This window comes from Bordetella sp. 15P40C-2, assembly GCF_009763235.1.
Classification (GTDB): domain Bacteria; phylum Pseudomonadota; class Gammaproteobacteria; order Burkholderiales; family Burkholderiaceae_B; genus Bordetella_A.
Map to the genome: position 1 here is coordinate 18855 of NZ_WSJA01000028.1, position 21876 is coordinate 40730.

General features: G+C 61.2%; 21 protein-coding genes and 1 tRNA gene. 8 read left to right on the forward strand and 14 right to left on the reverse strand.

What is annotated here, in order from left to right; all coding sequences use genetic code 11:
- Positions 1-24: 24 nt before the first annotated feature.
- The 3 genes from GOQ25_RS13225 to GOQ25_RS13235 all read left to right on the forward strand — a co-directional run bounded on the left by GOQ25_RS13225 (position 25) and on the right by GOQ25_RS13235 (position 4035).
- Positions 25-471: a hypothetical protein gene (locus GOQ25_RS13225; protein WP_160350952.1), complete on the forward strand. Its 447-nt coding sequence runs from the start codon at positions 25-27 to the stop codon at positions 469-471.
- Positions 472-722: 251 nt separating this feature from the next.
- Positions 723-2906, forward strand: coding sequence for a sulfatase (locus GOQ25_RS13230; RefSeq protein ID WP_160350953.1), 2184 nt, complete (start codon positions 723-725; stop codon positions 2904-2906).
- On the forward strand, positions 2893-4035 hold the full coding sequence (locus GOQ25_RS13235; RefSeq protein ID WP_160350954.1) for a formylglycine-generating enzyme family protein: 1143 nt from the start codon (positions 2893-2895) through the stop codon (positions 4033-4035). Before GOQ25_RS13230 ends, GOQ25_RS13235 begins: the two co-directional genes overlap by 14 nt.
- Positions 4036-4042: 7 nt before the next feature.
- On the opposite strand, the gene gspF is transcribed toward GOQ25_RS13235, so the two are convergent.
- Genes gspF through gspG form a run of 11 tightly spaced genes read right to left on the reverse strand, consistent with a single transcriptional unit; the run spans position 4043 to position 14370 of the window.
- On the reverse strand, positions 4043-5254 hold the full coding sequence (gene gspF, locus GOQ25_RS13240; protein WP_160350955.1) for a type II secretion system inner membrane protein GspF: 1212 nt from the start codon (positions 5252-5254) through the stop codon (positions 4043-4045).
- A 20-nt stretch (positions 5255-5274) separates the two neighbouring features.
- Complete coding sequence (gspE, locus tag GOQ25_RS13245) at positions 5275-6696, reverse strand: type II secretion system ATPase GspE (protein ID WP_160350956.1); 1422 nt, start codon at positions 6694-6696, stop codon at positions 5275-5277.
- Positions 6693-9143 (reverse strand): type II secretion system secretin GspD, encoded by a 2451-nt coding sequence (gene gspD / locus GOQ25_RS13250; protein WP_160350957.1) that lies wholly within the window; start codon positions 9141-9143, stop codon positions 6693-6695. Before gspD ends, gspE begins: the two co-directional genes overlap by 4 nt.
- Positions 9144-9165: 22 nt before the next feature.
- Positions 9166-9918, reverse strand: coding sequence for a type II secretion system protein N (gene gspN, locus GOQ25_RS13255; RefSeq protein ID WP_160350958.1), 753 nt, complete (start codon positions 9916-9918; stop codon positions 9166-9168).
- Positions 9915-10511: a type II secretion system protein GspM gene (gene gspM / locus GOQ25_RS13260; RefSeq protein WP_160350959.1), complete on the reverse strand. Its 597-nt coding sequence runs from the start codon at positions 10509-10511 to the stop codon at positions 9915-9917. Before gspM ends, gspN begins: the two co-directional genes overlap by 4 nt.
- Positions 10508-11509: a type II secretion system protein GspL gene (gspL, locus tag GOQ25_RS13265; protein ID WP_160350960.1), complete on the reverse strand. Its 1002-nt coding sequence runs from the start codon at positions 11507-11509 to the stop codon at positions 10508-10510. Before gspL ends, gspM begins: the two co-directional genes overlap by 4 nt.
- Before the next feature lie 25 nt (positions 11510-11534).
- Positions 11535-12470, reverse strand: coding sequence for a type II secretion system minor pseudopilin GspK (gspK, locus tag GOQ25_RS13270; protein ID WP_160350961.1), 936 nt, complete (start codon positions 12468-12470; stop codon positions 11535-11537).
- A complete protein-coding gene (locus GOQ25_RS13275) occupies positions 12467-13075 on the reverse strand; it encodes a type II secretion system protein J (RefSeq protein WP_160350962.1) in 609 nt (202 codons plus the stop codon). The genes gspK and GOQ25_RS13275 overlap by 4 nt, the downstream gene beginning before the upstream one ends.
- Entirely contained in the window at positions 13072-13443 is a 372-nt protein-coding gene (gene gspI, locus GOQ25_RS13280; protein WP_160350963.1) for a type II secretion system minor pseudopilin GspI, read from the reverse strand. The genes GOQ25_RS13275 and gspI overlap by 4 nt, the downstream gene beginning before the upstream one ends.
- Positions 13440-13964 carry a GspH/FimT family pseudopilin gene (locus tag GOQ25_RS13285; protein ID WP_160350964.1) on the reverse strand — a complete coding sequence of 175 codons (525 nt, stop codon included), beginning with the start codon at positions 13962-13964 and terminating at the stop codon, positions 13440-13442. Before GOQ25_RS13285 ends, gspI begins: the two co-directional genes overlap by 4 nt.
- Positions 13942-14370: a type II secretion system major pseudopilin GspG gene (gene gspG / locus GOQ25_RS13290; protein ID WP_160350965.1), complete on the reverse strand. Its 429-nt coding sequence runs from the start codon at positions 14368-14370 to the stop codon at positions 13942-13944. The genes GOQ25_RS13285 and gspG overlap by 23 nt, the downstream gene beginning before the upstream one ends.
- Before the next feature lie 218 nt (positions 14371-14588).
- On the opposite strand from gspG, the gene GOQ25_RS13295 reads away from it, so the two are divergent.
- Together GOQ25_RS13295 and GOQ25_RS13300 are read left to right on the forward strand one after the other, a co-directional pair.
- Complete coding sequence (locus tag GOQ25_RS13295) at positions 14589-14981, forward strand: type II secretion system protein N (RefSeq protein ID WP_160350966.1); 393 nt, start codon at positions 14589-14591, stop codon at positions 14979-14981.
- Positions 14982-15074: 93 nt separating this feature from the next.
- A tRNA-Asn gene (locus GOQ25_RS13300) sits at positions 15075-15150 on the forward strand.
- A 67-nt stretch (positions 15151-15217) separates the two neighbouring features.
- On the opposite strand, the gene GOQ25_RS13305 is transcribed toward GOQ25_RS13300, so the two are convergent.
- From GOQ25_RS13305 to GOQ25_RS13315, 3 genes are all read right to left on the reverse strand, one after another.
- Entirely contained in the window at positions 15218-16699 is a 1482-nt protein-coding gene (locus GOQ25_RS13305; RefSeq protein ID WP_160350967.1) for an aldehyde dehydrogenase family protein, read from the reverse strand.
- A gap of 13 nt (positions 16700-16712) precedes the next feature.
- The gene (gene speB, locus GOQ25_RS13310) at positions 16713-17663 is read right to left on the reverse strand and encodes an agmatinase (RefSeq protein WP_160350968.1); all 951 of its coding nucleotides are present in this window, start codon (positions 17661-17663) and stop codon (positions 16713-16715) included.
- 145 nt (positions 17664-17808) lie between these two features.
- On the reverse strand, positions 17809-18633 hold the full coding sequence (locus tag GOQ25_RS13315; RefSeq protein ID WP_160350969.1) for a helix-turn-helix transcriptional regulator: 825 nt from the start codon (positions 18631-18633) through the stop codon (positions 17809-17811).
- A gap of 213 nt (positions 18634-18846) precedes the next feature.
- On the opposite strand from GOQ25_RS13315, the gene GOQ25_RS13320 reads away from it, so the two are divergent.
- From GOQ25_RS13320 to GOQ25_RS13330, 3 genes are all read left to right on the forward strand, one after another.
- Positions 18847-19188 carry a cupin domain-containing protein gene (locus tag GOQ25_RS13320; RefSeq protein WP_160350970.1) on the forward strand — a complete coding sequence of 114 codons (342 nt, stop codon included), beginning with the start codon at positions 18847-18849 and terminating at the stop codon, positions 19186-19188.
- A 90-nt stretch (positions 19189-19278) separates the two neighbouring features.
- Entirely contained in the window at positions 19279-20760 is a 1482-nt protein-coding gene (locus tag GOQ25_RS13325; RefSeq protein WP_160350971.1) for an FAD-binding oxidoreductase, read from the forward strand.
- A gap of 52 nt (positions 20761-20812) precedes the next feature.
- The gene (locus tag GOQ25_RS13330; protein ID WP_160350972.1) at positions 20813-21772 is read left to right on the forward strand and encodes a LysR family transcriptional regulator; all 960 of its coding nucleotides are present in this window, start codon (positions 20813-20815) and stop codon (positions 21770-21772) included.
- The last annotated feature ends 104 nt before the right edge of the window (positions 21773-21876 follow it).

A 21876-nucleotide genomic window follows, 5' to 3' on the forward strand; every position in this document is an offset into this window, starting at 1 on the left:
CTTTTTTTCACAGGAGCACCCAGTATGAGCCGCAGTATTGCCGAGGGCTTGACCCAGTATTTCCAGACCTTGCTCGACAGCGAGGGCTTTAACCGTGGGCAGGCCCAATGGGATGACTCCGCGCAGACGGCCGACCTGATCTTCAAGGTCGAAGGCCGCAACTACATCCTGATCGCCGATGCCGACGACCCCGATTTCGTGCGCCTGGTGTTTCCGAATTTCTGGCCATTGGAAAGCGACGAAGAATTCGCTGCCGCTCTGCAAGCTATCTCCATGGTGAATGGCCGCTGCAAGGGCGCGAAGATCCATGCCAACAGTGCCAATGACAACATCATTGTGACGACCGAGTTCCTGATTTCGGCAACGGACCCGCAACTGCCCAGCGGTTTATTCGTGCGCTATATCCGCATGATCAATAACGCGGCCGACGAGTTTGCGCGCATCATGCGTGAGTTTTCGAATCAGGGGTGATGTCGGCGCTGCGCTGGCTGCGTAGTGGCAGCTAGCGCAGGCAATGCCCTTCAACGCCTTCAAATGCCGGGCGACTGCGCGCGACTAGACCGCGTATAGCTTGGCGCCTCCAAGAAAAACCTTCTTTGGCGTGCCTTATTGCATCCCCTCCAGTAAACTTCTGCACCAAATTTATTCAAAACATAAACGAGGGGAAGTCGCCGCACCAAGGCGTCGGCCCTGATATTGTGCGGTTCTAGCCGATAGAGGGCATGTTGAAGAATAGGCTATGTTCACTGCCGCTGGCAGGGTTGGTTGCGCTCGTTCTTGCCGGATGCGATGGCGGTGGCTCCCATCATGAGTCAGATCCCGCGCCGAGCCCGCCCCAGGCGTCCAACATTCTGTTCATGATCATGGACGATGTCGGCATCGACCAGATGGCCGCGTTTGGATACGGTGGCGCCACGCCGCCAGACCTGCCCAATATCGGTGCAGTTGCCAATGCAGGACTGCGGTTTCATAACGCGTGGTCCATGCCGGAATGCTCCCCTGGGCGTGCTTCCTTTTTTGTCGGGCGCTATCCGTTCCGCACCAATATCTATCAGGCCATCGGCCCGAATGATCTGGCGAACTCACAAGTCTCGCCTTATGACGTGACGGTGCCGAAACTGCTTAAACGCGCCGGGTATGAGAACGGCATGTTCGGCAAGTTTCATTTGGCGGGGCCCGAGAATAACGAAGCCGAAAACATGACGCCTAGCGTCTTGGGCTGGGATTACTTCTATGGGTGGATTGGCGGTTTGCCGGGGTCGATCGATACGACGGCGGGCGGGATCGCCGCGGAGAGCACGTATTCCTGCGGATTTGTTCCCGGCAAACATGCGGGCGGCACGGATTCTGGCGCCTGCTATCAGGCCGACAACAGTTGCCGCGAAATCACGCGTACCGCCTTATCCCAAGATGCCGCAGGGCTGCAGTGTCTGAGTTCGGGCGGGATCTTTGTGCCAGATGAAACCTGCGGCACGCCGCCGTCGAACCTGAATTTCAATCGCGAAAACGGCTACTACGTGTCCCCGCTGGTCATCATTGATGGCGACCATCTGGAACAAGTGCCGCTGAGCGATCCACGCTCGCGCCAGTATCGCACCACCACCGAAGCCGATGCCGCCATCGAATGGATCAAGTCCCGGTCCGGCGCCAAACCGTGGATGGCCACGGTCAGCTTCAGCGCCGCGCATACGCCGTGGCAACAACCCCCTGGGTCGCTGGTCGATGGCCCCGAGGATTTCGCGTCTGATGGGTGGAGCTGCCAGGCAACCGCGACCGGTCGCCAGCTGCAGAACCAGATGACCGAGGCCATGGATAAGGAGTTCGGCCGCATCTTGGTCGAAACCGGTCTGGCGAGCCGCGCTCCGGATGGCAGCTTGATCTACGATCCGAATGCCTCGAACACGGTGATCGTCATCGTGGGCGATAACGGCACGTTGGGATCGGCCGTGAAACTGCCTTTTGTGGGATCGCAAGCCAAGGGCACCGCATATCAAACCGGGGTGTGGGATCCGCTGATCGTTGCCGGCCCTCAAGTCGTGCAGCCGGGCCGCCAAGTGGATCACATGGTCAACGCAGTGGATCTGTATCAGTTCTTTGGTGAAATCGCCGGGCTTGATGTGCATAAGGAAGTACCGCGCACCGTGGACTCCGTTGCGCTGCTGCCTTATTTGGGCAACCCAGAGCAATCGAGCTTGCGCAATATCAACTTCACGATGGGCGGCGTGAACTATCAGGCCAATGGGGGCCGAAACGCGCCGTGCGTGATCAACACCACCTGCACGCAGATTCCGACGAGCAAAGGGGTGTGCGAAGACAATCAGGGCGTTTACTGGGGCCCGGGTTATACCGATGCATCGGTGATTCCCAACGATGGCGCCGGTTATAAGATGTGCGCCGATGTCAATCGCGCGCTGTATAACGCGGGGCGCGACATGGTGGACATCATGCCGGAGACGTCCGTCGCGGTGCGCAACGACCAGTACAAACTCGTGCGCAACACCACTCAGAATTTTGATCCCAGCACACAGGGCAGCAAGACCGACGTGGTCGAAGAGCTGTATGAGATCAATCAAGCGGTGCCGGTGCCGCTGCTCGATACGCCGGATCGGAATCTGTTGGTGAGCAATCCTGATGCCAACACGTTGGCCATCTACGATGAACTGCGGGCGACCATGGATCGCATGCTGGCCTCGGAGCCATCGTGCCCGGGCGATGGCAACCGCGATGGCGTCGTCAATGCGCAGGATTTGGACAACTGGCGCAAGATCGCGCAAAACTGGGGCCTGTCCAGTGTGTACGACTTTTTCGTCAATGGCATGCTCGACGGGCTGACCAACCATGTGGACGAGACGATTGTCCAAAATAACCTGAACACCACCTGCCCGCCTTCGTATGGCGTTTACTAAACGAGGCAAGCGCGCTGCCTGCGTGGCGGGCGTGGGCGTGGTTCTGGCGGGACTGGCATGGGCGGGGATGGCGCTCTGGAGCCGCGACGAGAACAGCGTGCCTGCCCTTCATACCATCACCATCGGGGATGGCGACAACGGGCCGGTAAACATGGCCTGGGTGCCGCCGGGCAGATTTTTAATGGGTAGCGATAGCAAGCTTGCGCAACCCAATGAACGTCCGGCGCACCCCGTTCGCGTCAACGGTTTTTGGATGGACGTCACGCATGTGACGAACGACCAGTTTGCACGGTTCGTGCGCGAGACGGGCTATGTCACCACGGCCGAGCAAGTGCCTGACTGGGAAACGGTGCGCGTTCAGCTGCCGCCTGGCACACCGCGCCCGCCGGAGGGCGTGTTGGTACCTGGTGCCATGGTGTTTGTTGGGACTCAGGCGCCCGTGACTCTGGCCAACTATGCAAGCTGGTGGCGCTACATCCCCGGTGCAAACTGGCGCCAGCCACAAGGGCCCGGCAGCAGCATCGTCGGCAAGGGCGACCATCCCGTGGTCCAAGTGAGCTATGCCGACGCATTGGCCTATGCCAAGTGGGCGGGCAAACGCCTGCCGACCGAAGCGGAATGGGAATATGCCGCGCGCGGCGGACTCGAACAGGCGACCTATGTGTGGGGCGATGAATTGGAACCCGAGGGCCAACGCATGGCGAACTACTGGGATGCGAAAGCACAGCACTTTCCCGTGGTCAGCCCCGCTGCGGGCGGCGCCAACGCGACAGTGTCGGTGGAGACCTTTCCCGCGAATGGTTACGGGCTACACGACATGACCGGCAACGCCTGGCAATGGGTCGCCGATTGGTATCGCGCGGATTACTTTGCTAACCAGGCTCGCCAAAAGACCGACATCGACAACCCCAAAGGCCCCGCGCAATCCTTCGATCCGTCTGATCCCGGCGTCCCTGCCACTGCGCCAAAACGGGTCATCCGCGGTGGGTCCTTTCTCTGCAACGAAAACTACTGCCTGTCGTATCGGCCGAGCGCACGCCAAGGCGCCGACCCTTATAGCCCGATGTCGCACGTGGGATTTCGCCTCGTGAGCGATGCTAAACCTCCCAGCGCGTCGCCATCGCAATGACCCTCCCTCAGAAACTCATTTGATTGATCTCGATGATCGGCATCATCACCGCTAGCACGATGACAAGCACGATCGCGCCCATGATCAGAATCATCAATGGCTCGAGCAGCGCGGTCATGGCCATCGCGCGTCGCTCTAACTGTGCCGACAAGGTCTGCGAGGCACGCTGCAACATGGCCGGCAGCTCCCCCGTGCGCTCACCGCTGCTGACCAGATAGGTCAAGAGCGCGGGAAACGTCCCCTGCGCTTGTAATGCAGCCGCCAGGGGGCTCCCTGCCCGCACACGTTGCGCGGCCTCATCGGCGGCCAGCCGCAGCCTTGCATTGCTCAGCGTGCGTCCGGCGGCGTCCAACGCGGCCAATAGCGGCACGCCACCGCCCGTCAGGATCGCCAATGTCGCCGCATAGCGCGCTGTGTTCACGCCAGAGACAAAATAACCCACCACGGGCAATCGCAGAATGGTGGAGTGCCAAGATAGCTTGACCTTTGGCCGGCGTAGCTGCCAACGCCACAGGCCTAGCGCGATCACCACGCCCAGCGCTGCCAGCGGGCCCCATTCCCGCACGGCATCGCTCGCGGCCAGCATAAAGCGCGTCAATAGAGGCAATGTCTGATTCGTTTGGCTGAATGCGCCCACCACCTGCGGGACGACATAACTCAACAAGAACACTACGATCCCGATCGATACCAGCGTCACAATGGCGGGATAGATAAACGCCGTGAGCACCTTATTATGCAGGCTGCTGCGCGACTCCAGATAGTCGGCGAGATTCTCCATGACCCGCGACAAATCGCCCGATGCTTCGCCCGCATCGATGAGAGCACGATAGATAGCGGGAAACTCGACCGGATGCGCGGCAAACGCCTGCCCGAGCCGGTGCCCCGAGCGTACATCGGCTCGGACACTGGCCAACACGTCGGTCAAATGGCGGCCTTGCGCTTGTTCCAGCGTGGCACTGAGCGCGGTATCCAGCGGCAGTCCCGCGCCCAGCAAGCTCGCCAGCTGTCGGGTCATCCAGCACAGCTCGGCGTCCTTGATCCGCCGGTGTGTACGCAACGCGCTCTTTGAGGAAGCTGCGGAATGCGCGGCTTTTAAGGTCAGCGGCAAGAGCCCGCGCCCTCGCAAGGCCTGTCTGGCCATGCGTTCGTTTTCCGCCTCAATGAGGCCGTTCTGAACGCGTCCTTGAACGTCGCTGGCTTCATATCGGAACGCTGGCATGCTGTCTCGTAACCGCTGGATTAGGATTCATTCGTCACGCGTGAGATCTCGGCCGCGGTGGTCACGCCTTGCTCCACCCAGCGCCACCCGTCTTCATGCAGGCTGCGCATGCCGCTTTGCAACGCTGCCTGCCGTAAGGCCTGTTCGTCGCTGCCATCATGGATCAAGGCGCGGGCCGCATCGCCCACGCAAAACAACTCGTGTATGCCCGTGCGGCCACTGAAGCCCGTGTGATTGCATGCCGGGCAGCCCCGATGCAACCAGCTACCCGTGACATCGCAACGCGTCTTGCATTGCGGGCAAAGCTTGCGCACGAGGCGTTGTGCCAGCACGCCTTGCAGGGTCGACGCCAGTAGAAAGGGCTCCACCCCCATATCGATCAAGCGTGTCACCGCGGAGACCGCGTCATTGGTGTGCAAGGTAGCCAGCACCAAGTGCCCGGTAAGCGACGCCTGCACCGCGATGCGCGCGGTCTCCAGGTCGCGGATTTCGCCGATCATGATGACATCCGGGTCCTGCCGCAGAATGGCGCGCAATGCCGTGGCGAAACTCAGGTTGATCTTGCTGTTGACCTGCGTCTGCCCGACACCGGGCAAGTCATACTCGATCGGGTCCTCGACGGTGAGGATGTTGGTCGTGTTGGTATCGAGTCGTCCTAAGGCCGCGTATAGGGTCGTACTCTTGCCGCTACCTGTGGGGCCCGTGACCAGCACAATCCCATGCGGACGATGAATCAACGCATCGAGTTGCGCACGCACGTCCTCGGCCATGCCGAGATGATCGAGGTCGTTTTGACCCTTGCCTTTTTCCAGCAAACGCAACACCGCGCGCTCGCCGTGCCCCGTCGGCAATGTCGAGACCCGTACATCGATGGGGCGGCCGCCCACGCGTAACGCGATACGGCCATCCTGGGGCAATCGCTTTTCAGCGATGTCGAGGTGAGCCATGATCTTGATGCGCGACACCAGCGCATTGTGTAGCGCGCGTTGCGGGCTGACGATATCGCGCAACATACCGTCAACGCGGTACCGTACCATCGAGTGGGTCTCGAAAATTTCGAGGTGGATATCGCTCGCACCGTCGCGGCTAGCCTGCGTAAACAGCGCATTGATCATGCGGATGATAGGCGCATCATCTTGCGAATCGAGCAGGTCCTCGACCGCGGGGATTTCCTGCATGAGTCGATCCAGATCGACTTCGCTGGCCGCCTCGTCCACGATGGCGGCTGCGTCTCCCGTCTTGGCATAAGCGGCCGTCAGCATAAGATCCAACTCTGTGTCCGCCACCACCTGATGAGGCAGTTCACCATGGCAACGGTGAATCTCGGCAAGCGCCCAGGCGGGCGTCAGTTCCGAGATCGTCAGCCGAACTCCCGCTGCCGTCGACGTTTCCAGCAGCACGCGCTGCGCCCGCGCCCAGGCATAAGGAATGCGCGGCTTCACAGGGGTTCGCTCCCGTTAGCCGCGCGCGGCACATTGGCGCTGACAGGCGGTATGGGCTGAACCTTGACCGCGGGTGCTGGCGGTGTCGCGGGCGCAGCGTCTTCACTACGCAAATCCAACAAGCCCGTACCAGGGTTGCGCGTGATCTCCGGCAGCACGCTCGAACCCAGGTTGGGTGCAAACCACGTAGAACGCTCCGGCAGACCATTCTGCATGGCACGCATATGGTTATAGCGATCCAGGGTGATGCTGGCATTGTCTTGCGAGCTGCGCAAAATATGCGGCCGCAAGAACACCATCAGGTTGGTCTTGGTACGGCTGCGGCTCTCATAGCGAAAGAGGCTGCCCAACAGGGGAATCTTGCTCAGAATGGGCACGGCATTGGTAGTATCGGCAATCGAGTCCTCGATCAATCCCCCCAACACGATGATCTGGCTATCATCGACCAGCACGTTCGTCTCGAGCGCCCGCTTGCGGGTGACCAGCCCACCGGCGGTAGTCGATGCGGCGGTGTCGATACTGCTCACCTCTTGATAGAGTGCGAGCTTGACCGTGCCGCCCTCTGAGATCTGTGGACGAATGCGCAGCGTGAGGCCGACATCTTCGCGCGACACCGTCTGGAAGGGATTGCTCGCGCCATCGCCCGAGGTGGTATAGCGTCCCGTCACGAAGGGCACCGTGCGCCCCACCATGATGCTGGCCGCTTCGTTATCCAGCGTTAACAGGTTCGGCGTGGACAGGATATTCGCACCCCCAGTGGACTCCAACGCGCGGGCCAGCACACTGAGGTTCATGATCTCTTTGCCAAGCACATTCACCGATCCCTTGACCACACCTAACGTCAGCCCCTGCGCCAGCGCATCGATCGTGGTCGCGCCGTTCGGATTCAGACCGCTGCCATCCCAATTGGTACCACCCAGAAAGGTCGAACCGTCCGAACCCAGCCCGTTGCCGCCAGTCATCCACTGCACGCCAAACATCGCCTTGTTCTCGTCCGTCACCTCGACGATCAAGCTTTCCACCAGCACTTGCGCACGTCGTTGATCGAGCTGGTCGATGACTTCGCGCAAGCTGCGGTAAAGGGGCGGCGGTGCGGAAATCAGCAGCGTGTTGGTGGTGGGATCGGCTTGCACCGTAGCGCCGCCAGCGGTGAATGCCACCGGCCGTGTACTGACAGACGATTCCATGCCCATGTTGGCGAGGCTCGAGCCAGAGTCAGAAAGCGAGGCATTCCGGTCCAGGCCCGACATCGACGTGGGCGCGGGCGATGACGGTGAACCGCTGGTCGCCGGATTCATCGATGTCTCGCCCGACTGCGCTCCGCGCTCGGCGTTCTGACCGCTCAAGACACCTCGCAACACCTCGGCAAGCTGGCTGGCCTGGGCATTGCGCAGATACACCACATGCAGATTGCCCGCGCGCGTGTCAGGGCTGTCGATACGAAAGATGAGCGTGCGCGCCTGGGCCAATTTTTCGGGACTACTCGCACGCAACAAAATGGAGTTGCTGCGCGGATCGGCCACGACGCTAATAGGTTGAGACCCACGCGGCGAGCCGGGAGCATTCAGCATTTGCGACACCAGCGCAGCGACATCCGAGGCAATGCCGTGCTGGACCGGCACGATATCGGTGCTGAACGAATCGGGCGTATCGATGCTGGCGATTACATCGGCGATCCGACTGAGGTTGTCGGCATAATCGGTGATCACCAACGTATTATTGGCCGGATAAACATTGATGGCATTATTCGGTGCGATCATAGGCCGCAGCACCGGCATCAGATTGGCGGCGTTTTCATAACGCAGCTGAAAAACGCGGGTAATCAGCTCTCCACTGTGCGGCTGAGGCGCAGTGGTTGGGCCACTGGTCACCGACATGCCTTGCACCTTGGCCTCGGCTTCCGGCACAACACGCGTGACGCCGTCAGACTCCACCACCGAATATCCCTGCATACGCAGCGCGCTCAATAGCATTGAGTATGCCGTAGCGCGATTCACCGGCTGTTCCGACACCAAGGTCAGCTTGCCCTTGACGCGAGGATCGACCACAAAGTTTCGGCCGGTGAAGTGCGCCAGCGCTCGAATGACGCTTTGCAAATCGACATCATTGAAGTTCAGCATGGTGTCGCCGTCTGCCGCGCCAGCACTTGTGCCGGGGCTGCTGGGCGCCATGGCCTGCGGTCGTACGCTGCGTGGCGGCGCCGGTTCATAGGAACGCCTGGGCGGCGTGTCCGCACGGCTGCGATTTGGCGCTGGCTCCGTTGGCGTAGCGGGCACTTCCCGCCATGCCGACCCCGTCGAGGTGTACACGATTAACGGTGTCGTCTCCTTTTTGTCACCGACTGTGCCGGACGGAGCGGCGCAACCCGCGATGGCACCTGCCATCGCCAACATGAAAGCGAGGCGCAGACCAGTGTACGTGGGCAAAGCGGCAGAAGAATGTTCCATGACGGTACCGGTGAGAGAAGCGCTAGCGTATGCTGAAGAGCGTTTGATCATTCTTTCCAGGGCCGATGGCGGCCAGCAAGTCGGTCAGGCGTGTACGGATATCTGAGGAGGCGTTGGGCTCGACCCGAGCAACCCCATCGAATTGGGTAGTGGTAGCGGTCATACTGCCCGCCCCCTCAAGCATTAAAGGGCCCTGCAGCGTCTTTAACTGCAGACGCATTCCGTCGGCGTCATCAGGCGTAGCAGTCAGCCGATAACTTCCCAAGGGACGAACCGTGCTCAACGCGGAAGTCGCCTGCCGCCAATCCATGTGCAATGGCGATGGAGCCGTTAACCGTCCGCGAAAATCGAATGTCAGCGGCGGCCACGACGCCCGCAGATCCCCACCCGGGGCGATCGCCGCCAGGCGGGCATCCACCGCGCCCAGTACGGAAGCGGGCATCTGCAATGTTTGCCCCGTGATCTTGAACCCCAGCCAGCCAGGCGAGATCTCGACGGGCCCGCCCAGCCACGCATGCGTCACGCGCAGGCGAGGCACGGGGAGCCAGGTCACTTCCCACGCCAGAGGATCGGGCAGCATACGGCGATGACTCGCCGACCCAATGATCACGTTGGCGCTTCCCGCCCAGAGCGTGCCGCGAGCCGCCACCACGCTTAACGGTGCATCCACAGGGATCGCCAACAGGATCCACCGTGCCGGCGCGACGATCAGTGCACTGATCAATGCCAATGCGACTAATGCCAGCCCTAGCCACACTCGACGTAAACCGATCATGAGGCCTCCTTCGGCATGGCAATGCGCAACATCCCGTTCACGCTACCTGCGCGTTGCCGACCGCCGATCGTGGAGCGCTCCAGCTCGACGTACTGAGGCTGAACATGCAACACATGGGGCAGATCCGCCAACCATTGCATGACGCGCGCCACATCAGCCTGATTGAAGGTCACGGTCCATTCTGTTGCCGCACCTGCATTGCTGTCAGGTCCCACGGTCACGCGCGCGACCGGCGCGAGTCCCGCGCGGCCGAGCGATGAGGTCAATTCCTCGGTCAGGTGCGCGTAGTCAGCACCGCCGGTTCGTTGACTCTTGAGCGCACGCGTTTCACGGATCAGTCCTTCGACGCGAGCCGCCTGTGCCTGCAGCTGCGGCAATTCCGCGCGCGATAGCGAGATGGTGCGCCAAGCTGGCTGTATCGCCCAACTCCAAACGAGCGCGCCGATGAGCACCGCCAGCGCGACGCGCAGCAGTCTTTGTTCACGGGGCGTGCGCACGCGCCACCACGCCGAGAGCTGCTGACGCAGGCGTTGAACCACCTGTCTGCCCTGTCGGTGCGCATGCGACGTTGGGGATTCGAATGGCGTACTCAAGAGCGCTCCTCGCTGCGTAGCGCCATGCCGGCGCGACGGACCTGCCAGGCGTTCTGTGTCTTGTCCCGGCGAACCAACTCCAGGCCTCGGGCAGCAAAGGCTTGCTTGACCGAAGCCTCGTTCACGGGAGGTGCGTCGCCGTCGACCAACACCACGGTCAACATGCCGGCGTCGTAGCGTAGCGACGCCACCTGTCCCGCTGCGAATTCCATCGCCGCTGCACTATCGGTCAATAACGACATGAAATCGTCATTGGTTGCTGCTCCCTCGTTCATACGAAGCTGATCCCGCATGTTCTGAGCTTGTCGCACCGGATCGATCACGACTTGGATCGATGGAAACGCCGTCCGTACGGCTTCGTCCATCGCCTCGTGAATAGCCCGTGTTTCGCCACGCACTTTCGCCGCGTAGAAGTTCAACCCCAACAGCCAAATCAATACAGCCGCGCCAATCCAGAAAGCGGCGGCGCGCCAAGGATGCGACGGATTGGCCGGACGGCAATCCGGTTGCGCCAGGGACCAGGACGGAAGCCGAGCCTGCCACCGTTCATCGACGGGCAACGCCAACGGCTGGGCGGGCTGTGCATCCCCCGGGGGTAATGCCAAGGCATGAGGCACCAACCGATCGACCTTCAACCCCGCGTCTGCAAGACAATGCCACACGCGCGTGATGCGCGCACGCTCGGCCCAGGCCACACAGACCTTGCCGTCGACAGCGCGCGGGCCGTGTGCGATGCAGAGCTCCGACACATCGCTAAGCGTCAGGGGTTCGACGCTACTCACCACGGCGGCCGTCAACCGCCGTCCCGGCAAAGGAGGCAACGACAAAGTCATCACAATCGCATCGTCGGGATGCAGAATGGCATCGACATGATGAACCGACAAAACAGACACGAGCTGCTCGACAGGCAACTCACCCGTGCGCAGAATTTGCCCCTTGCGACTGAAGCACGCAAAGGCGACCACCGATTGCGGTATCACCGAGGCCAAAGGTGGCAAAGAGATTCGTAGTGTTGGTTTGATATCAGCCTCTCACCCAAACAATCACTGGCGCCGCATTGCCCTCGCGCCGAAGCAGGGCCTGCATCGACTGCGCCACGCCGCGACTGATGACTTCCCCAGAAACGAGAAACCACTCGCTGCGCACGTGAACCGGCTGCGCGGGGACAGCGTTCTCGACAGGCAAGCGATTTAGAAAGTCCTCGCTATCCGTAAACCACTGCCCCCGGTCGCGCTCGCGCACCAGATCGCGCGCCTGTGCGAGAGAGAGCCCGGGAACAACGGCGCTTAGCACCACCGCGCTGGCGGTGTTGACGTTGATACCGGTTCTGGCCGGAACGATGGTGACGTGCGGCGATAACGCGCGCAGCACGTCTGGCGTGATGCCTTCCATGCCAAGCAGATCCGACATTCCCGCCAACCCGGGCGCACTCGCGGGCCGGCCGGCAGCGCCTTGCGCGTCAGCCACACGCTGGGCAATCGATCGGGCCAGTGAGTCGGGCAAGTCCAATGCGCGCAGCACGCGTTGCAACACGACGAGATCCTGACGTTGCACGGTACCCTGCGCGGCCAGCCGCCACAGGTTCACCTTGCCCTGCTCGTCTTCAATAACGCCCGAGAACTGCCCGGCGCGCGCCTTATCCGGGCTCTGAATGTCCAGCCCCACGATGGGTTGTGCCCACATCGCACTGCTATGCGTAATGGCGCTGCCGCGAGCATCGCTGTGCAAAATCACGCGTGCCCATTCAATGCCACCACGCAACACGCTCTGGGCCTCGGCGCGGTCGCGTTCTACCGTCAGGGTGTCGATCAGCAACGCCTGCCTGTCGAGAATCGCAGCGGCCGCCACCGATGCCGCCGCCACCACCACCAGCGCGGCGATGACCGCCATGCCCCGTTCTGCGGCGGGCGACTGTCGCTGGCTTCGGCGCGCCGGGGTTTTCAGCGAGATCCACATCATGGCAAGACCATCACTTTGCGATAGCGCTCGGTCTTGCCGTTCACTTCGCGTCCGATGGTGATTTCTAATCCGCTGGCCGACCGATCCGCGATCGAGGCGCGATCCGGGGCGGTCCAACCTTGTCCTGGGATCCACATGCGAGCGGAGAAATCATGCACGCTGGCCAGCATAGATTCACGGCTTGAAGCCGCCGGCAGCGGCAATGTACGTGCAGCCACACCCGACCACCGTTGTAGCGAGCGGTCGGTCGCTTTCCACACCACGCTCTGCCACTGACCGTCCTGGGCGGATCGCACGATAGCCAGTTGCGAATCGCCCCAGTGAATCCCCGGTGGCAACAGCGCGCCATTCTTGGCTGCCGGGTTCCAAACGGGATGCGAGGACAAAATGGCAGGTCCGGCGTGCAGCGCGATATCGGTTTCGAGTTGCTCCATCATGCGCACCAAGGCCAAGGCATCATCGGCGTTGGCCACCAGATGGCCGTTGGCCCGCTCGACCGAATCCAAAGCACGCCACGAGATCACACTGAGTAGAGCCATCAGCGCTAACGCGACCATGACTTCGATGAGCGTAAAACCCTCCTGACGCGCGAGCGGTTTCCTCATGGCAGCCCCGATAGCAAGCCATGCACTTCGGCGACCACGGGCCCTTCGGGCAACCGTGCACGGACCGTCACTAGCCTGAGTCGGCTGTTGCCGGTGTTCTGGTATTCCTGCTCGCAGACCAGATTCAACGGACCCTGCGGACATGGCTGCGTTGCGCGCCCCGCAGTGGGGAAAGCACGCGCCAGGCGCAGCTCGTTCAAGACGTTTTCGGCCGCCTGGATACCCAGGCTGCTTTGCTGAATACCCCGCGCATTGTTGGATGCGACTCCCACTGCCCTGACGGCGGCAGCCAGGGCGACGCTGACGATGGTGAGCGCGATCAACACTTCCAACAGGCTGAACCCTTGTTGCCGCGCGCGTTGTCTCACGACTGCACCCGATACTGGCCCGGACCAGCGCGCTCAATACGGACCCGGTGCGCGCCGTCATAGAGCTCGACAGCCTGCGGACCCGACGTCCACTCTGCGTTGAATGAGATGGCGCCCGCTGGCTCTACGTCGACCGTGACCGCATTCGGCGAGGACCATGCACGCGGCCGCAACGGACTCGTGTCGGCAAATGGACGCATGGCAGTTACGGGTTCGGGACGCTGCAAAGCCGCCGGCAAAACGCGCTGTCGCGGTTTGACAAGGAAAGCGTAACCTTGCCCATCGACCTTCCAGAGAATCTCGGCCCCGTCCCGACGGGCTTCGGCGTGTGCCGCCGCGAACAGCTGCGCCAGCCGCTGGCCATCCTGCCGCAACGCGCGCAAATCGCTGTCCGGCCAGACATTCACGCCGACCATGGTCGTCGCGATGGCGATGACCGCGACCGTGACCAGCATCTCTAACAGCGAGAACCCGTGCTGAACGGCACGCCACGAGCGCCTACCAGCTGCCGATATCGGCATTGATGCCCTCGCCTCCGGGCTTGCCGTCGGCGCCCAGGGAAAACACGTCTACTTCGCCGTAGACGCCAGGGTTCAGATACTGATAGGGGTGACCGAAGGGATCGAGAGGCAAGCGCTCCATGTACACACGCCCCTGCCCGCCCTGCCGCGCCAGAACGGCAAATCCCTCCTCCGCCGTGGGGTAGCGGCCGTGATCCAGGCGGTAAAGCTTGAGCGCCTGCATAATGGCCGACACATCATGACGCGCCGCCACGACCCGCGCCTGGTCCGGACGGTCGATCAGGCTGGGCACAATCAACGTGGCCAGCACCCCCATGATCACGACCACGATCATGACTTCGATGAGCGAGAACCCCGTCTCGCGTCTCCGTGCCCGGCACTGCTTAGGATGTTGACGGTGTTGCATCGAATACGCCTGGTTGCGTTGAAGTTCCGGTACGATGGCCTAGAATGACTGTATGTATCGATCGGTTAAGAAGTATATAAGACTGATGCACCCCTATACCGACACATTCCTATCTGGATAAGTGAAAATTGAGTGCAACTAGTTCCAACGTTATGAGCCGATTGCGGCCTTTCGGTCTGAACACGGCAATGGGATGGGCGTGGGCCCGCCTTGCGGGTATGGCGCTATGCGCAATCGGTGTCGGTGTCTGGGGCTCGCTGCTATGGGCACCCGCTCCCCGGCTCGCGCCTCCGGTGTTGCAAACGACACCGGATGAGATCGCGGACACGACCGCCGTCGCGCGCTGGTTCGGCGGCGAAGCGTTGAGGGTGCGTATCACCGTGTCTGGCCTGATCGCCAGCGGCAATGGAAAGCACGGCGCAGCGGTACTTTCCGTCAACGGTCAGCCGCCCCGTGCATATCGCGTCAACGATACCTTGGCCCCGGGCGTGACGCTGGTCGCCATATCGCCGACTGGGGTAACCGTGGATCAAGACGGCGCGCAAGAAACCCTGCTACCCCCTGCCAAACCGCCAGCCGGCAACAATGGTTTTATCGTGCTGCCAAAATAATTTCGGTTTTTGCCTGCACGACTTCGATTTTTTTTGTAGAATCTGCGCTTCGTTTTTTGGCGCCACGCTGAAAAACGAATCAGGCACCTATGATCCCCGATAGCTCAGTCGGTAGAGCGACGGACTGTTAATCCGCAGGTCGCTGGTTCGAACCCAGCTCGGGGAGCCATCTCTCTCTGCCTTGTCTTGCCGACAAAGGCCAACGAGGCGATATCTCGCCCCGCACTTCAAATACATCAAATAGCGCTTAGCGTGTGCCGCAGTTCCTGGTAGCTGCGCAGTCCCTCTACGCCCAGTTCCCGGCCGATGCCGCTCAGCCCGAGGCCTCCCCAACACAGTTGCGGAAAGATGAGCTGAGGCGTGTTGATCCACACCAGCCCCGCGCGCAGCGAATATTGATAGCGCTTGGCCGCCGAGGCGTCCGCCGTCAGCACGGTCGCCACCAGGCCATAGCGCGTGCTGTTGGCGATTTGGATGGCTTCGTCGTCAGTGTGAAAGGACTTGACGCAGGCGACTGGGCCAAATACCTCGTCCGTCCAGAGTACGTTGTCGACATCGGGTTCGGCCACTACCATCGGAGGTAGGAAAAAACCCTTGCCGCAGCTTTCATCTAATCGACCGGAAAACGCCACCGCCGCGCCGTCGCTGATCCCGGCATCCAACATGGCGCGTACTCGCGCCAAGTGAGACGCCGACACCAACGGCCCCATCGAAACACTCGCACGCATGGGCGGCGCCACCACGAGCGCGTCTACGGCAGCCTCCAACCTGGCTATGAATTCGTTGTACACCTGGTCCTGCACCAGAATGCGTGCCGTCGCCGAACACATCTGCCCGGCATTGCCAAACGCCCCATTGACCGCTAGCGACACGGCGCTGTCGAGATCGGCATCGGCGCGCACAATGAGCGAGGATTTACCTCCGAGTTCCAGCGTCGTGCGCTTCATGTCGTTCGCCGCCGCGCGCATCACGCGCTTGCCGACTTCCGTGCTCCCCGTGAAAGAGACCTTATCGATCAACGGATGCTCGATTAGCTGTGTTCCCACCGCCGCACCGCCGTTGACCATATTGACCACGCCGTCGGGCACGCCCGCCTCGGCGAGCAGGCCCACCAGCATGTGCTCGACCGGCGAGGTCAACTCAGAAGGCTTGAGCACCACGGTGCAACCCGCCGCCAAGGCCGGCGCCATTTTCCATGCCGTGGTCACCATGGGAAAATTCCACGGAACGATGAGCGCGGCCACGCCCACAGCATCATAGTATCGCTGACCCGCCACCGTCTTATCGGGCACGCTGACCGTCTGTGGCGCGAAGAGCCCGACGTCATCGCATAGCGCCGCGTAGTAGTCGAATGTGGCTACCGCATCGCTGACGTCCTGCTCGGCCTCCAGCGGCGGCTTGCCGCTCACACGCATTTGGGCACCGACCAGCCGATCGCGACTGTGCTCGATCAGTTCAGCGATCCTTTTTAGAATCTGGCCACGCGATGCCGGCGTGGTGGCCCGCCATCTCGGCAAGGCGGTTCGCGCGGCGCGCACCGCGTCATCGATTTGCGCGACATTCGCGTGCTCCTGCCAGCCTATCACTACACCCGTGGCCGCGTTGTAAATAGGGGTAGTGTCGCGCACATCGACGGCGCGTTGGGGAACCCCGGCGATCGTGGCGCCCGGCAAGACAAAGGCGCCGTCATCAGCACGCGGTTCGAATATCGTCGTCATGAGTTATCTCGGATTAGCGGTAATGAACGCCGGGCATCACGCACAGCATCTCGAACGCAAGATTCGCAGCCACCAGCGCGGTTGTGCCAGCCTGATCGTACGGCGGAGAGACTTCAACCATATCGGCGCCAACAATGTTCAGGCCTTTCATACCACGGATGATCTGCAGCGCTTGATGAACGGTCAGCCCGCCAATCTCGGGTGTGCCGGTACCGGGTGCGAACGCGGGATCCAGGCCGTCGATGTCAAAACTCAGGTACACCGGGGTGTCACCGACACGCATCCGCACCGCGTCCATCAGCGCCACGAGCGAGCGGTTCCAGCATGATTCGGCCTGCACGACCGTAAAACCTTGCTGTCTGCACCAATCGAAGTCCTCGGCATGGTAGCCCGTGCCGCGCAGACCGATCTGGGTGACTTTGGCGCAGTCGAGCAAACCGTCCTCGACGGCGCGGCGAAACGGGGTGCCATGCGCGATCTTTTCGCCCGACATGGTGTCGTTCACATCGGCGTGCGCATCGACGTGCACGACCGCCACTTTGCCATAGCGCTTGTGCAAAGCACGCAGAATCGGCCAAGCAATCGTATGGTCCCCACCCAGCGTAATCGGGCGGCATCCGTGGGCGACAATGTCGTCGTACGCTTGCTCGATCAGACGAATAGAGTCTTTCAAGTCGTAAGGATTGATCGCAACGTCGCCGATATCGGCCACTTGTAGCGAATCGAAGGGCGCCGCCCGGGTGGCCATGTTGTAAGGACGCAGCAATACGGACTCGGTACGAATCTGGCGCGGTCCAAAGCGTGCACCTGAACGATTCGACGTCCCCAGGTCCAATGGCACGCCCACAAAGCAGGCATCCAAGCCCTCTGCGCTATGGGCTAGAGGAAGGCGCATCATGGTGGCAATGCCGCCAAAGCGCGGCATTTCATCGCCGCCAAGCGGACGGTTAAACGGGTGGTGCATAGGAATAGCCTCCGATCATGTTGCACTATTGAATAGTGTTTGGGGCACATCGTATGCGTCTGGGGAGCTGCCTGGATCGCGAGGTTAGGATGTTTACATTGATGCGGATCGATGTGAACGCCACCATACATAGTCCGTGGCCTGACTAATTGCGCATGGCTCCCCACATGATGAGCTCGCGCTTGGTCCGCACCCCGAGCTTGGCGAATGCCCGCTTTACATAGGATTCCGCCGTCGACGGGCGCACGCCGAGTATCCCCGCAGACTCGGGCACTGTCTTGCCACTGATGAGATGCACACAGGTCTCGTACTCTCGGCGAGACAGTCCTATTCCCTCATCCTGGATACGGGCATTGAATTGCGCCAGCGGATGCACACTGACGTCGGTTTGGGCGACGCGTCTGGCGGCGCTGGTCGAGACATGCAATGCCAGCAAGGGAAACAGGAATTCGCCCACTTTGCGAAACCGGCCGAGCTCGGTCAGCGTAAACGCCGGCGTGTTCAACGCACGCTCGATCGCGATTGAATGCTGCACGTAGCGGGTACCATGCGCCAACACGCACTCATGCGCGATATGCGCGTCATCGAAGAGCAGTTTGCGGAACTCCCCGGCGGGAATCGCGCCGATATCCCTCACGACCAATACGGTACCGAGTTGGCCGCGGATACCCGAGAAGAGCGGATCGATGGCGTAAAAGCGATCGTAGTAAAGCGTCATCGCTTTTGAAATCGAACTGAAGTCCATATCGACACCGCCGCTGCCGACCCACTCGCAGCGAAAGCCAGTCGGCTGGTTCGCGTCTACGCAGGATCGTTCGATATGCACCGCATTCAAGGGCACGATATCGTGCAGCAGCGCGGTCAGACAGGACACAAAATTCTGGGTCCCCACGCTATCGATGACCTTGCCGAGCTTATCGAAAGACAGCGGGAAACTCGGCGACTCCTGCAGCGGGATAGATATCAGCATGCCAGGCCTCTCAGAAGGGCGACTTATCATAGCAGAGCCTGGGCACGACCGATGACCGCGTAGCGACGGCGCAGAGGCCATCCCCCAATTGCCCTTTGCCCCCCTTGAGGGAGGGCACATTCCCGCACGGCGGCTGGCACTATGCCTGATCCACAACAATGAATTTAACGTGGCTCGCCCTCAGTAGCGAGCGACACAAAGGAAGTGCGATTCATGAGCAAGACCGTCCACGACATCAAGGTACTGGGCCCGAACCTGGGCGATTTCACCAAACTGAACTACGGTATGGAAGAAGGCGATTGGTGCATTGCTCAGGGAACCAATAAGTCCTACGTGGTGGGTTGGTGGGAAGGCAAGGTCGGCATGCTCGACTTTCCCGAGACGAGCGCGGATGAAGCCGTATGGCTGGTGGAAGGAAAGATCGCATTGACCGACACCGAGGGCGGACGTATCGAGTTCTCCGCGGGCCAAGGCTACCTGCTGCCGCGAGGCTTTGCGGGACGCTGGGAAACGATCTCCGACGCCAAGAAGCTCTACGTGCTGCTCATGCCGTGAGGCTGAAGCTCTACTGCACCTGGTACCGCCGTACAACCCAAACCCGCGCGGCGACGACTTCGCCGAACGCATTCAACGCCTCGAACCGCTATGACTCTATCCCGCCAACCGGTACGCTCTGAGCCGGACACGCCAGGTGGTGCGACGCACAATGTGACGCCACAATTTCGGGCCAAGCGCGCCACGTTGAGCGTGCACGAAGCCCTGGCTCGCACCAAGCTGTCTCCCTACTGGCTAGACAACCCCGAGCAGCCCCCTGCCCAACCGAAACTCGCAGGCGAAATCACTGCCGACCTTCTGATCGTTGGCGGCGGCTTTACGGGACTGTGGGCGGCGGTACAGGCCAAAGAGCAGATGCCGCAGCTCAATGTGGTCATCATCGAAGCCGACCGCGTTGCGCACGGTGCTTCGGGGCGGGCCGGTGGCATTATTTCGACCTCGGTGATGCATGGCTTGCCCAATGCAGTCCGTGTATTTCCCAAGGACATCGCAAAGCTCGAGGAATTCGGGCAGCGCAATCTGGATGGTTTCGAGAAAACGCTAAAGCGCTACGGTATCGATGCCGATGTCGAGTGGAACGGCGAAATGACTGTCGCGGTAGACCCGGAACATCTCGCGCATCTGCGGGCCGATTACGAGTTGCACACCCAATACGGGCACAACGTCGAGTTGCTGGATGAACGCGCCACGCGAGAACAGTTGAATTCTCCGCTCTTTGCGGGCGCGCTATGGTCACACAATCGCAGCGGCATCGTGCACCCGGCCAAGCTCGCATGGGGCTTAAAGCGCGCTGCGCTCAGTCTGGGGGTACGCATCTATGAGCACACCCCTCTTGTCTCCTTTGTCGATGAGGGGCAGCGCGTTCGCGTCAAGACGCCTTCCGGCACGATAACAGCGCCCCGAATACTACTGGGTAGCGGCACCGCGAAGGTGGGCATTTCCGATATCAACAGGCGCGTCGTGCAAGTGCGCGATCATGTGTTGGCGACCGAGCCGCTCACCGACGAACAACTATCTCGCATCGGCTGGAAGAACCGGCAAGGCGTCTACGACACGCGTACGCAGCTGAATTATTTCCGTCTGACCAAGAGCAACAACATCATCTTTGGCGGACTGGTGAGCTATCACTTCGATGGCGACAACAATCCTCGGCAAGATGCCCGGCGGGAAACGTACTACCGGCTCGCACAGGCGTTCTACAAGACGTTTCCTCAGCTGTCCGATGTCCGCTTCTCGCATGCCTGGAGTGGCCCTATCGATTATTGCTCGCGCGGCTCGGTCTTCGCCAAACGCTACCTCGGTGGTAAGGCAGTATTCGTCGCTGGCTATACCGGTTTCGGCGTCGCGGCAAGCCGTTTTGGCGCTTCGATGGGCCTGAATCTATTGTTCGACCGTGACGCCCCTGAGCGCGACTTGGACATATCCCGGCTGGGTCCCACCTATATCCCCCCCGAGCCAGTGCGCTGGCTGGCGGCAAAGGTCACCTTCCACGCGCTCGACGGCGCGGATCAGCAAGGCGGCTGGAAGCGGGCATGGATCAAGGCCATCAAAGCATTGGGATTCCCGATGTGAGGTCCGAACGTTTTATAGCCGTTGCCAAGACGCCAGCGGTGCGCTGCTCAACATGCTGACCAGTCTGTCCGATCTCGACTTGCGCCTGGTGCGCGTGTTCCTCGCCGTCGTCGATGCGCGCGGCGTGACTGCGGCCGAGGCTACCGTCGGCGCACGCCAGTCCACCATCAGCTCGCAACTGTCCGTACTAGAGACCCGCATCGGTTTCGCGTTATGCGAACGCGGTCGCGGGGGTTTTCGCTTGACACCCAAGGGCGAACGCTTCGTCGTGCTCGCGCGCGCGCTCATGGCGCAGACCGCGCAATTCGTCGCGCAAGTTCAGCACATTGACCGCAAGCTCGTTGGCACGCTCTCGATTGGTCTGATCGGCCATGCATCGCTTGACGAAAACGCGCGTCTGGCCAAGGCGCTCGCGACATTTCGGCAGCGTGATGAAGCCGTGCGGATTCATATGCGAGTGGCAACCTCGACGGAACTAGAAACGCAGATTCTGAACCAACAACTGGATTTGGCCATCGGCTATTTTTGCCATCGCGCCGATGGCATCGCGTACAGCAAGCTATTCGACGAACGCCAGGTCATTTGCTGTGGCCGCGGCCATCCGCTTTTTCATCACCGCGGGCAGGTCCAGATCGAGCATTTACGCGCGCATCAGTGGGTGTGGCGCACATATCCTGTACCAGAAGAAATCGCCAGCATTAGCGAACGCCAGGTGACGGCGACTGCCGACAACGTCGATGCGGCGACCGTACTGATTCTGTCGGGCAGGCACATCGGTTACTTGCCCAAGCACCATGCCCACGCGTTCGAGCAGCGCGGACTGATCCGGGTACTTAACGAAACGGCGTTTGGCTTCGACGTGCCGCATCAGCTGGCATCGCGACCCAGCCAGCGCGACAACCCCATTGTCCGGGCGTTTTGCGAAGACTTGCTAGATGCGTATGGCAAGCAGCGAGGGTGCGCAGCTTCCTCCTCGCGCGATACATCGACAGACGGCAACGTCAACATCTGACATGCACGATGCTGCGCGCCAGTGCGGCCGTATAGACTGCATCCGACTGCGAATAGCGCGACGTCAAAGCGCTCTGGCAAACACAAAGCCGTCAAAGTCAGTCA